Source organism: Ercella succinigenes, assembly GCF_900002895.1.
In genome coordinates, this window is the sequence record NZ_CDHP01000008.1 from 36,233 (window position 1) to 49,050 (window position 12,818).

General features: G+C 35.6%; 11 protein-coding genes. 4 read left to right on the forward strand and 7 right to left on the reverse strand.

Features of this window, described 5'->3' with window-relative positions; translation table 11 throughout:
- Positions 1-112: 112 nt before the first annotated feature.
- Entirely contained in the window at positions 113-1,093 is a 981-nt protein-coding gene (locus tag AC0KSB_RS02045) for a 1,4-dihydroxy-2-naphthoate polyprenyltransferase (protein WP_472306218.1), read from the forward strand.
- On the opposite strand, the gene AC0KSB_RS02050 is transcribed toward AC0KSB_RS02045, so the two are convergent.
- The 7 genes from AC0KSB_RS02050 to AC0KSB_RS02080 all read right to left on the reverse strand — a co-directional run bounded on the left by AC0KSB_RS02050 (position 1,074) and on the right by AC0KSB_RS02080 (position 8,169).
- Positions 1,074-2,186: an FAD:protein FMN transferase gene (locus AC0KSB_RS02050; protein WP_472306220.1), complete on the reverse strand. Its 1,113-nt coding sequence runs from the start codon at positions 2,184-2,186 to the stop codon at positions 1,074-1,076. The genes AC0KSB_RS02045 and AC0KSB_RS02050 overlap by 20 nt on opposite strands.
- Before the next feature lie 137 nt (positions 2,187-2,323).
- Positions 2,324-2,881, reverse strand: a complete 558-nt coding sequence (locus tag AC0KSB_RS02055) for a hypothetical protein (protein WP_472306222.1) — start codon at positions 2,879-2,881, stop codon at positions 2,324-2,326.
- Between the two features lie 161 nt (positions 2,882-3,042).
- A complete protein-coding gene (locus AC0KSB_RS02060; protein WP_472306224.1) occupies positions 3,043-4,002 on the reverse strand; it encodes a polyprenyl synthetase family protein in 960 nt (319 codons plus the stop codon).
- An 8-nt stretch (positions 4,003-4,010) separates the two neighbouring features.
- A complete protein-coding gene (locus AC0KSB_RS02065; RefSeq protein WP_472306226.1) occupies positions 4,011-5,951 on the reverse strand; it encodes an FAD-dependent oxidoreductase in 1,941 nt (646 codons plus the stop codon).
- Positions 5,952-6,265: 314 nt separating this feature from the next.
- Positions 6,266-6,787, reverse strand: coding sequence for a hypothetical protein (locus tag AC0KSB_RS02070; RefSeq protein WP_472306228.1), 522 nt, complete (start codon positions 6,785-6,787; stop codon positions 6,266-6,268).
- A gap of 102 nt (positions 6,788-6,889) precedes the next feature.
- Entirely contained in the window at positions 6,890-7,570 is a 681-nt protein-coding gene (locus AC0KSB_RS02075) for a uridine kinase family protein (protein WP_472306230.1), read from the reverse strand.
- A gap of 50 nt (positions 7,571-7,620) precedes the next feature.
- Positions 7,621-8,169, reverse strand: coding sequence for an ECF transporter S component (locus AC0KSB_RS02080; RefSeq protein WP_472306232.1), 549 nt, complete (start codon positions 8,167-8,169; stop codon positions 7,621-7,623).
- Positions 8,170-8,429: 260 nt separating this feature from the next.
- Between AC0KSB_RS02080 and AC0KSB_RS02085 the strand changes: the two genes are divergently transcribed.
- From AC0KSB_RS02085 to AC0KSB_RS02095, 3 genes are all read left to right on the forward strand, one after another.
- Complete coding sequence (locus AC0KSB_RS02085) at positions 8,430-8,981, forward strand: chemotaxis protein CheW (protein WP_472306234.1); 552 nt, start codon at positions 8,430-8,432, stop codon at positions 8,979-8,981.
- Positions 8,978-11,449 carry a methyl-accepting chemotaxis protein gene (locus tag AC0KSB_RS02090; protein WP_472306236.1) on the forward strand — a complete coding sequence of 824 codons (2,472 nt, stop codon included), beginning with the start codon at positions 8,978-8,980 and terminating at the stop codon, positions 11,447-11,449. Before AC0KSB_RS02085 ends, AC0KSB_RS02090 begins: the two co-directional genes overlap by 4 nt.
- Before the next feature lie 276 nt (positions 11,450-11,725).
- Entirely contained in the window at positions 11,726-12,793 is a 1,068-nt protein-coding gene (locus tag AC0KSB_RS02095; RefSeq protein WP_472306238.1) for a metal ABC transporter solute-binding protein, Zn/Mn family, read from the forward strand.
- The last annotated feature ends 25 nt before the right edge of the window (positions 12,794-12,818 follow it).

Here is a 12,818-nt window from a genome sequence, read left to right on the forward strand (position 1 = left end):
GCACTTTGATAAATTTATTGACACAAATTTTAATTGTAAAAGTGTCTTTATTTAATTATAAAAAGAAAAAAATTTTCAACTGTGATAAAATAATGTAGATAATTTAGAGAGGTTGCAGGATTATATTCCTGATATTTTTATGGCAATAAAAAGTTTTCTTAAATTAGTTGAAATTCAAACAAAAGTAGCAAGCGTATTACCATTTATACTTGGAACCATGTATGCAGTTTTCCGGTTTGATAATTTCAGAATTTGGGCTTTCCTCTTTATGCTGGCGTCTCTGATATGTATTGATATGGCAACGACTGCAATTAATAATTATATGGATTATAAAAAAGCTATCAAGAAACATGGTTTTGGCTATGAGAGTCATAATGCAATTGTGCGAGATAAACTTCAAGAAAAATATGTTTTGGCAACCATAATAGTATTGCTTGTTCTGGCTGCTGTTTTTGGAATTCTGCTTGTTTGCATTACAGATTATCTTGTTTTAATTATTGGAGTAATATCTTTGGCTGCAGGGATTCTTTATTCAACCGGCCCTGTACCTATTTCCCGAACTCCTTTTGGCGAAATCTTTTCTGGTGGATTTATGGGTTTGATTATTCCTTTTTTGGCAGCTTATATCCATGTGTCGGGAGAAGAATTTCTTATATATAAGATTAATTTAGAAAGTATAAATCTGCAGCTTTTTTGGCCGGAATTACTTTTCTTGTTATTAATATCCTGGCCTGTGGCAGCAGGAATTGCTAATATTATGCTGGCTAATAATATATGTGATCTTGACGATGACGTAGTTAATAAAAGGTATACCTTAACTTATTTTATCGGCAAATCCAAAGCGATTACTTTATTTAGAATATTATATTATAGTGGTTATGCTGCAATATTGCTTTTGCTTATTTTTAGAGTTTTAAGCTGGCCGGCCGTTTTGTTTTTCGTTACAATTATACCTGTTGAGAAGCATATTAGGTTATTTGCAAACAAACAAAGTAAGCAGGAAACTTTTGTACTTGCAGTTAAAAACTTTGTCATCCTATCTGTTTTCTTGATAATGACTATTTCTATTTCTTTTATTTTAGGAGTTCTGTGATGCCATCAGTCATCTGAACGCTTAAATCGTTAAAAACCCATATGACTTCTACATCTTCCAGACTGTCTGCGTATTCTCTGCCTTGTTCATAGGGAAGAATAAAGAAAACTGTTGAATAAAAATCAGCTAAACCAGAGTCAGGGGTAACCACTGTAATGCTTGAAAAATAATCAGCAGGAAATAGAGTCGAGGGATCTATAATGTGATGGTATCTTTTACCGTCGACTATATAGTATCTCTGATAATCACCGCTGGTTACTACCGAGGTGTTGTTAACAGCAAGAGTATATAAAATTTCATCATCGGTTTCCGGCAATTCAGCAGCCGGATTTTGTATTCCGATATTCCAGCTGTTTCTGTTTTCGTCCAAAGGTGGATTGGCAACGCTGACATTTCCGCCGCTGCTTATAATGAAGCTGTTCCAGCCGGCAGTAAGCAGTTCTTGTTTTACTAATTCTGTTGCATAACCTTTGGCTACAGCTCCTAGATCTAATTTCAAATCGGAATCTTGCAAGAAAACCGTATTATTCTGTTCGTCAATAATAATATCATCGACATTGGTGTGTTCGGCAGCTTTTTTCAGATCTGAAATATCAGGCAAATATGCTTGATCGATATTGTTGATTGAGTCTGCTCGGCTGTCATGCCATAATTCAAGCACCGAACCAAGAGCTATGTTAACAGTATTCGGCGATTCTTTTTGCCATTCAATTGAAATTTTGAGAAGATCAATAATCTCTTTTTTGACAGGTACGGGTTCAATTGCTCCAATCTCATTAATTGTTTTTATATTATTTATGCCTTCGTAAGTATTATAACGGTCAAATAATTGATGCAGTTCTTCAAATCTCTCATCAGCCATATTGATATACTTCTCAAAATCTTTTTCTGTTTGACTATAGCCGATAATAGTAATGGTAGTATCAAAAGCACCAACCATGTGACTTGTATATCTTTTCGCCTGATTATCATTTTTACTGCATGATTGGAGTAAAAATGCAGCTACTATCGTCAAAAGAATGATCATTAATTTAAATGAAATACATTCTTTTTTTCTTATCGGAATCCGGGTGTCAAATTCTTGATTTTTCATTTTTTAATAATCCTTCTCTCATATTAACTACAAATACAAATTATAATAAAAAATCCTCCGACTAAGCAACCGGAGGATTTTTTTGGAACGGAACCAAATGCTTTATCATCTGAAAAACGATAAATCAGTTGCAAGAATTATTTGCTGGCATCTTCTATTGCTTCAATTGCAGCAGCTATGTAGACGTCAACCTTAAGAGTTGCCTTTGAAACCAGATCGGCCTCATCAGGTACATTTGCTCCTGTATCGTCTGCTTTAACTTTCATATTTTTGATTTCTTCAGCCGTTTTCCCTGTCATCCATTCTTCGATAGCGTCTATTTGCTCATACCATTCACGACCGATACCAGAGGCAACTATCATGCCATAATCATCACCAAGCTCACGTTTAGTTGGATACTCGATAGATGTATCAGATGTGATAACACCATCTTCATCAAAATTAATTCTGGTTTGAGCTGCATCAATTTTGATATCCACTACTTTGCCATCTTCATCAATCATTACGGCTGCCATCACAGTATCTGCCTGAGCAGTACCGATCTTCACGCCTTCATCATTTTCCGCCAGATCCTTTGACGATCTGATTGTGGTAATCTGCCCAAGACCTACTCTGGTTTCTGAACTAGAAGAAGAACAACCAGCAAGTGCTACAATAAATACTAGTACAAGAATTAATGCTATAATTTTTTTCATAAAAATCCTCCTTTTTATGACATATAATGCCTTTTATTCAAAATGTTCCTGTTCCTTTGTCTTTCCCTGGTGTCTATATTTTATTAATACCGTAAAGAATGAAAACTCTATATCATTCTTAGCAAGTATATAATAACAATGAAAATTCTAATATTACTATGTTATTCTTCAACAATATTTACAAATTCATAAAGATATTTTTTACCCTCTGAATCTGGAAGATCATCTAATGTATTTCGACACTTTTTCAGATTGTCAGCAAGAATCTGTTTTGATTTTTCGAAGCTTCCTTTTGCTCTTGCCAGTTTTATTAAGTCTTTTGTTGTTACTTCATTTTTATCGCCTGCTAAATAATTTTCGAGAAGCACTTTGTAGTCTGCATAGGATGCAGATAATAAAATTGGCAATGTAACGATTCCATCCTGTAAATCTCTTCCTGTAGGCTTGCCTGCAATGCTTTGATCTTCATTCATGTCGAGCAAGTCATCTTTTATCTGAAAAGATGCACCTAGTCTTATGCCAAAATGCCATAATTTTTTCTGATCTTTTTCAGAAACTTGTCCTATATAAGCTCCACTGGCACAGGAAGCGGCAAACAATAAACCTGTTTTACCCGATATTCTTCGCAAATAAGTTCTATAGCCAGGAACTTTGTTTTTACCCAGGTATTGAGAAATGTCTCCTGCACAAATTTGTTCTATCACATATGCCAGTTTAGACGTTTCTTCTAATGGAAGCTCACATTCTGCCAGCATTCTCAAGGCTCTTGCAAGCATGTAATCTCCGGCATATATAGCAATGTGATTACCTTGTATTCTGTGCAGAGAAGGTTTGTTACGTCTGGTATCGGCATCATCAATAACATCATCATGTACAAGTGTTGCTGCGTGCATAGTTTCTATTGCTGCTGCCATCGGCAACACTTTTTCTCTGCAATAATCACCTGTCATAGCTGATGCAATAACTAATGCAGGACGGATACGTTTGCCTCCATTTGTCACAACTTCTTTAGCAAATTTCTGCACATATCCTTGAGATGTGAATTTCTGCATTAGATATTGTTCAAAATATTCAAGTTCTGCTGCCAAATTCGGCATCTTTCTGACAATTCTTTTATCCATAGTTTTTTCTATTTATTCTTCTGTATGCGAATGCTTTTCTTTTGCCGTGGGAAGAATAATTTTAGTCTGCGGTTCTTCCAGACTCCTTCCCATACTCTGTTAAGCCAAGGGAGCAGATAATGATCCATACCAAATGCTCTGCCTGCTCCTCCCATAGTAGCTATGGAGGCGAATCCCAACCACCATGTGTGAAAATATAATCCTGTTGAAGTCACAAACATTGTTAACATAGCAAATGAACCTAAAGATGCAAGGAAGGTAAAGCTGCCTGTTATCAGAAGCAATCCTATTATTATTTCTGCAGCTGTAACTGCTATCTGGAAAAACATTTCCCAGCCCTGGCTACTTAAAGCCCAATTCTCTATAATCCAAGGAACAAGATTAAAATTGCCAAATCTTAATAAATCAATTTTGGCAAACATATCTTTAGTTACAGCAGAGCCTTCAATCATCTGACTTGCATATCCAAGCTCAAAATCAATGATTTTTAACTTTAAATCAAAAATCTGATCAATTCTTAAACCGCCGCCGGTAGCAGCAGAAATGGCATCTTCTGCTAATTGATATCCTCTGCTTAAACCTGAAAATTCTGCCAGTTTAGGATTTGTAAACCAACCATCTGTAACTTTTTTCAAACCTTCAAGAAGCCAGTACAATCCCATGAACATTCTTAACGGAAACAGCCACCATGCCTGCATTTTTTTCGAATAATGCTTTTCCAGGAAATGCTTATTTTGTCTGCGGTTTACAATTTCATTTTTCAAATAATTGTAGGGCCCTCTGAATCCCATGATTTCAAAAAGATAATGGGCATTTACCAGAAATTTCATCACAACTGATAACCATGAAGGAAGGCTTTTCCCCATTATTTCTGAAACAGCGAAGTAATTTCCTATACAAACCATAGTTCCATGGAATTTTACCTCTACTTTTTCTGGTTCCTGCCCTCTTATTTGGCGTAAAATATTAGCAGCAGCTCCATCCGCCGATTGAATGGCGTTTTCGACCATAGCTGCATATGGTTCTCCATTTGAATCTGCAAGAGCGCCGCAATCACCGACAGCATATACACCATCATGCTGAGTAAGACATGTATCATCTACTTGTATTCTGCCGTTTCGACCTTGTCTTTCAAGTCCTAGAGTTTCAGACTCATTGCTGCAGCAAACGCCGGCACACCATATCAAGGTCTTCGTATGAATTTCCTCTTTGCTTGTTAAAATCACATCACTGGTCATTTCGTTAATGCCTGTTTCAAGCATAACTTCAATACCTAGTTTTTTTGTCATATATTTATATGCTTTAGCACTGTTTTTTTCATCAAGTACAGGCAAAACACGATCAAGCAAATCTATGAGAATGAGCCTGATTTCATTACGTTCGATATTATTCTCTCGAGCCAGCTTTTTTGCCCATTGAGCGAGTTCGCCTACCATTTCTACGCCGGTGAATCCAGCTCCGCCTACTACAAATGTTAATAGCTTTCTTCTTTCATCAGCATCTTTTTCGTCACGAGCTTTTTCAAAACAGCTTCTTACATGTTCTCTTATTCGAATTGCATCATCATATGACCAAAGTGTCAAAGCGTTCTCTTCAAGGCCCGGTATACCATAAAATGCTGGTTTACTACCTATTGCAACAATGCAGTAGTCATAAGTATAAGTATCTTTGGCTCCGACCAGTTGTTTACTGTCAAAATCAAAATGGTCAATGCTGTCCTTTACAAGATTGACTTTTGTATCACGGAAAATATCTTTCAGGAAAATTCTGATTGTTTCCTCATCTTGTCTGTTTCCCGCTACCTCATGCAATTCTGTCAAAAGGGTATGGTAATCATTACGATCTATTAATGTGATTTCCAGATCATCTTTCTTCCCTTTTTTATTTAGATATATTGCAGCCGCCACACCTGCATATCCTGCTCCGACAATGACTGCTTTTTTTGACATTTGAGCGCCCTCCCTTGTTTTCTCCACGACGAAAAATGTTTCAAATAGGTATCTGCTAAACTGCCACTGTCAATTAGTATTATAGTTCCGTATAGTTTATTAGTTGTGCAAACAATGTATACGTTTGAAAAAATAATAAACTAATACAATAATATTATCACTAATCTAGCAGTTAAACTACTTGAACATAGAATTCTGTGAATGTCTTAGTCAGAATAAACGTATATAAGGAATATGGCTGTTATAATGGTTACGAAAATTAAACAAAATTAAACAATTAATTTTATTGCGTGATCGTTTACAAAAAAATAGTATTATTTGCTTTCGTAATCTGAGGTAGGTGGATTTAGGCACCCGCCTACATATACAAGTATAGCGATCGTAAAACTCCTTATGCTGTCTTGATTTCTTTTACATAAAGCTCTAAGAAACTGTTCGTCAAAACAAAATAAATCCTGAGATTCTTCTAAAACAAGAGCGATACTGTCAAGTAAAACAGATTTGCTTTTTGCAAGATCGTTAGACAATCCGTCAAAATAATCCAAAGCAATGATCTTTTTTATTTGCTGAGAAGTACTAAACCAGCTATGTTCATTTTGAATATGTGCACCTGCCAATCCCGGATTATCTGTAGATGCAGCCACCTTGTCTAATTTGCCAAGTGTCTGTCTTGCAAATTCTCTAAGCTGCGGTAATTCTCCCGATAATCGCATCATTACAGTTGTGTCCATTTCTGTCATAAGCTGCGCAAAGCGTATGGTTTTGTCCTGTAAAAGATTTCGCCAGGCATTCAATCCTAAAACCATTTTTATTTGATTTTCATTTTTATAAGTCATTTATTAATCTCCTCAAAAGCAATAATCAGATTGCTTTATTTCCTTTAAATAATATGATAAAAAACATTCTATTACAAAAATAAAATTAGAACAATCAGATTATTAATCTGAAAGATCGATATTGTTTGCTTTCAAATGCAACAATGTTTCTTTATTATTCTGATCAATTAAAAAATCCGCTCCTTTTGCTATTGCAAAATCTTGGAAATATAAATTCTCCATTGGTATCCATTTTCGAATGAAATCATCAATATTAATATTACTTCTTTTCTTCAATCTGATTAATTGATCAGTAGGGTTTATGTTTATAAAAATGCCAATGTCTATTAATTTACGCCATTTTGGATGCAGGCTATATGTGCCTTCAAAAATAATAACTTGTTCCTGCCTGATTTCGATATTAAGAGAATAGTTCATTTTAGAACAATCAAATACTCTATAATTTATATTAACATCGTTTTTGATAGGTTCAATTACCTCATCGATAAATCTTTCATAATGTATATTTCCGCCTGCAGAAGACAATCTCTTTTTCTTTCTTAATTCCGGCGGTAAAAAAAAGTGATCCATATGCACCACTGAACATTTAAATTCAGGAAGCAAAACATCTTTTAGGTGAAGTGCCAGAGTGGTTTTGCCTGCACCGCAATTTCCATCAATACCTATTATCAAAGGTTTGGAAAAACCTCGTTTTGCCTTAATATCTGAATACTTATCTGCAATAGTTTTATAGATTGCGTCTGTAACTTTTGTAATTGCCATATCATTAAAATCAGAAGTCAATTTTTCACCTTCTTAAATCAATCTGCAAATCTTATTTCTTCTTATTTGCTCTAATTACTGCTTCTTATTTTAGGTAAAATATGTCCTGATTTTTTTAGTGCAATTATGATTAAAGGCACTAAAACTAACTGAATAATGATTCCTGGTATAGCATTTATCCAAACAGAATTTATGAATAGTGACCATGTCAAGGTATTTCCTTGTATTCCTAAAAGAAAAATGCTTGTGATACCCCACACTATTCTTCCCAGAATCATTGATGATATAAGACTTATGTAGATAAAAAAATTTTTTTCTGGTAGCTTTTTGTGTAAAAAACCTGTGCAAAAGCCATATGCAGCCAGTTCCAGTGACATTGCCACAGCTACAGGAAACATTGGCGGCATGCCATACAAGAGACTTCGCAATATAGGCGTAATTAAGCCTACCAAAAGACCATAAGGCCAGCCGCAAATAAAGCCGCATAACAAAATCGGCAAATGCATTGGTAATAATTTATTACCTAGACTCTGTATTTGACCGGTTAAAAACGGCAGTATTATGCCTAAGGCAATAAATATTCCGGAAAATGCCAGGTTTCTGGTTGTTTTTTTATTCATGCAATACCTCTAATAAATGTGTAGAAAATGATTTAATGATAATTTATCACACAAAAGATTAATTCGAAAGTGCGAAGATCTAATAGATTTAAAACAAAATAAGAATATAAAAGATATACCGCTGTAATTGTGGGTAAAATTATTTGTTTCATTATATTGTAAGTTCGATAAAATATTTAGTAAAGTATTTGAGGTAATTGTACGATAAGTATAATTACGGTACTATTAGAATATATTTTTTTATGGGAGGGAACCAAAAGATGGAAGATTATTTGAATGAAAAAATTTTTTCTGATAAAGAAAAGCAAAATCCCTCAGATTTTGATTTTAAGCAGGAGTTTTCTGAATCATCTACAGCAGGAAGATATCTGACCTTTGTAATTGCAGAAGAGAAATATTGCATAGAAATAAGGTATATTACAGAAATTATAAATCTGCCGAAAATAATTCAAGTGCCTGAATTGCCTGAATATATGCCTGGAATTATTTCTTTGCGCGGGAAAATAATCCCTGTGATAGATTCCAGAGTAAGATTTGGCAAGCCCTGTACAGAATTTGATGAGAGAACTTGTGTCATAATTCTTGATATTTCAGAATATGTGATAGGTTTTATTGTGGAAAAGGTCGATGAAGTTATAAAAATGAATGATAGTAATATAGAACAATCTCCTTCCATAGAATATCTTGGTAATAGGTTCATAAAGTCCATAGGAAAAATTAATGATCAGGTTGTAATAGTTCTTGATCCGGAAAAAATATTAACAGAAAAGCAAATAAACCAAGTACAACAAAAACTGGAGGAACAGGCATGAACAAAAAGGAGTCAGCATTGAAGAAAGAAGAAAAAAAGAAAGCAAAAATGGCTCGAAAAACACAAAAAGAAACGAAAAAGAATAAAAAGAACAGTGGTAAAAAAGCCAGAATCAGTCTTTTGGGTAAAATTAAAATAGGTCCCAGACTTATTATTGCTTTTTTGATCGTTGCTTTAATTGCAGGAGCAATAGGTTTTGTCGGCATGAATGGCATTTCACAGATTGAAGAGCTGGATAAAGAAATGTACGATACGATGACTGTGCCTCTTACACAGATGCTGACTGTTGTCGAAGCATATCAGCGAATACGTGGTGATTTAAAAGATGTTGTAATGGCTGAAAATGAAAATGATAGAGCCAGATTTGCAGATAATGCAATGCGAAATTCTGTACAATTCAATGTCTATCTTGATATGTATGAGAAGACTCTTTTTTCAGAAGAGGGAAAAAGACTTCTTCCTGAGGTAAGAGATTCTTTCGCGGAGTACATGGAAGTCGCCAATGATATAATCCTGCTTGCGAATGAAGGTAAAAGAGGGGAAGCCATAAATCTGATGAATAATTCTGGTGAATTTATCAGAACCAATATGGATGCTAAAATTCGCAGAATGGTGCAAATTAAAAATGACGCTGCTGCCGCTACTGTTGCCTCTAATTCCGAAACTGCAGCTGCGACCAGAGCTCAGGTTTTGAGTTTGCTTTTTGCCGGTATGCTTATTTCGGTTTTACTTGGCATAGGAATTGCTCTTTCTATTACAAGACCCTGCAAAAAAGCTTTGACAATGATGAAAAACATGTCTAACGGCAATCTTACTTTAAGAGTCAATTCCAGAAATAAAGATGAAATCGGACAGATGACAAAAGCCATGGACAATTTTGCTGATATACTGCAAAACTCTGTTGTTCACAATATGCAACGTATTTCAGAAGGTGATGTAAGTATGGAAATAGAAGCCGTAGATGAAATGGATGAGATTACACCTGCGCTTCAGACTATGATCAAAGCTATACGCGAATTGGTAAAAGATGCCAATATGTTGTCAGAGTCTGCCATTGCAGGAGACCTTTCTGTACGTGCAGATGTTTCTAAGCATGGTGGAGATTTTGCCAAAGTTGTCGAAGGTGTAAATGCAACACTTGATGCAGTCGTAACACCTTTAGATTCTGCATCGGCATTCATAGAACAGCTTGCACAAGGTAACGTTTCTGCTCTGATGGAGAATAATTATCAGGGCTACTATTATCAGTTTGTCGACAATATCAACAAAGTTGTTAATTCACTTTTGACAATGCTGGATCAGATGAATCAGCTATCGCAGAGTGCTATCGAAGGCGATCTTACCAAAAGAGCTGATGTATCAGAACTTCAAGGAGGTTATGCAAAAATAGTTAGCGGTGTTAATGACACCTTAGATGCCGTAATTGAACCTGTTACTGAAGCGACAACTGTGCTTGAAGAGATGTCCAAGGGCAATTTAAAATTGAGGGTTAATGGCGATTACAAAGGAGACCACTCAATTATTAAACAGGCCTTGAATAAAACTCTGGATGAAGTTTCTGGATACATCGATGAAATATCTTTTGTTTTGACAGAGATGTCAAACTCAAATTTCGATGTTGTCATCGAGAGAGATTATATGGGCGATTTCGTGAACATAAAAGATGCTCTTAATCTCATAATAAACACTTTTAACGAAGTTCTATATGAAATCAATGAATCTGCAAATCAAGTTTCAGCAGGATCAAGGCAAGTATCTGAAGGCAGCCAGTCTTTGTCACAGGGGACAACGGAACAGGCGAGCTCTATACAAGAATTAACCGCTACTATGACAGAGATTGCTTCCCAGACCAAGCAGAATGCTTCCAGTGCAAGTGAAGCTAATCAACTGGCAGTTCAGGCAAAAGGAAATGCTGAGCAAGGAAATGAACAAATGAAACAAATGGTAAAAGCAATGGAGGAAATCAGTGACTCTTCCAATAATATTTCTAAAATAATAAAAGTTATTGATGACATTGCTTTCCAGACAAATATTTTGGCTCTCAACGCAGCTGTCGAAGCTGCAAGAGCCGGACAACATGGCAAAGGCTTTGCTGTTGTTGCCGAAGAGGTCAGAAATCTTGCAGCAAGAAGTGCTGAAGCTGCTAAAGAAACTACAGAAATGATTGAGACTTCAATCAGAAAAGTAGGAGACGGAACAGAAATTGCTGATCGAACAGCTCAGGCTTTGCAAAAAATTGTTGAGGATATTTCAAGATCTTCCGATTTGGTTAATGACATTGCTTTGGCGTCAAATGAGCAGGCATCTGGTATAGCTCAGATAAATGAAGGCGTAACCCAGGTTTCAAAAGTTGTTCAGGCAAATTCAGCAACATCAGAAGAAAGTGCTGCTGCAAGTGAAGAGCTTTCCAGTCAAGCTCAGATGCTCAAAGAAAGAATTAGCAGATTTAATTTAAGATTAAACAATTAACTTGAAATTATTGCTGCGGGAGTAATGCTAAAGCGTCCTATGAAATTTTGTTCAATATAAATATTGATAAAAAACGATCTCCTCTCTTAACTGCGGGAGATCGTTTTTTGTTGGAAAAGTTCTAAATAGAGTTGACATTAATAGTAATATAACACTAAACTATAAATGCGAATGATTCGCATTCGCGTTTGGTTGTATGCAAATCTAAATAGATTTATGCTCCGTTTATTATTAGTATTTTGATGACAAAGGCGTTTAAAGCAAAAGGGGATTATTATGAAAAAGATTATAGTAATTAGCGTTATTCTATCCTTAATGGTTATGATTTTTGGCTGTGCACAAAACAGTACTGATATAGAGACTGTTAATACTACTATTGCAGAAGAAAGCCAGAAAGAAGAAGTTGATAGTGAAAGTAAAGAGGAAAACAAAGAAACAATTGTTCAAATAGATAAACTTAAAGTAGTGGCTAGTTTCTACCCCATGTATGACTTTGCTGCTCAAATAGGCGGTGAAATGATCGAATTAATCAATATGGTGCCTTCTGGTGTGGAACCGCATTCGTGGGAACCTGCAGCAAATGATCTGGTAAATCTGGAAAAGGCAGATGTTTTTATATATAATGGAGCAGGAATGGAACATTGGGTTGATTCTGTTCTGGCAGCTTTGCAAAATGAAAATCTGATTATTGTTGAAACTACTGCTGGTATTGATTTGTTGGCAGGTCACGACCACGGTGACGATCACGACCACGATCACGACCATGATCACGACCACGATCACGATCATGACGAAGATCATGGACATGACCACGACCACGGTGATACAGATCCTCATGTTTGGCTTGATCCAATGCTTGCTAAACAACAGATGGAAGCTATAATGAACGCTTTTATAAATGCTGATCCAGATAACGAAGAGAAATACAGACAAAACTATGAAACCGCTTCTCAGAAACTGGCTGATCTTGATAAAGAATTTCATGAAGCATTTGCAGACCTTAATAGCAGAGATATTGTTGTAGCTCACCAAGCATATGGATATATGACCTCCGCATATGAGCTTAATCAGATAGCAATTTCAGGATTATCCCCTGAAGATGAACCTAATCCTGCAAGAATGGCAGAAATCATTGATTTAGCACAAGAAAGAGAAATCAGAGTTATCTTTTTTGAAGAACTTGTAAGTCCTAAAGTGGCAAATGCTATTGCGGAAGCTATATCTGCAGACACGGCAGTTCTTAGTACGCTTGAAGGTCTTACCGATGAGCAAATTGAAAATGGCGAAGATTATTATTCTGTGATGAGAAAAAATCTTGAAGTCATTAAACAATATTTGAGTTGAAATAACTAGGCCGATTAATTTTTGA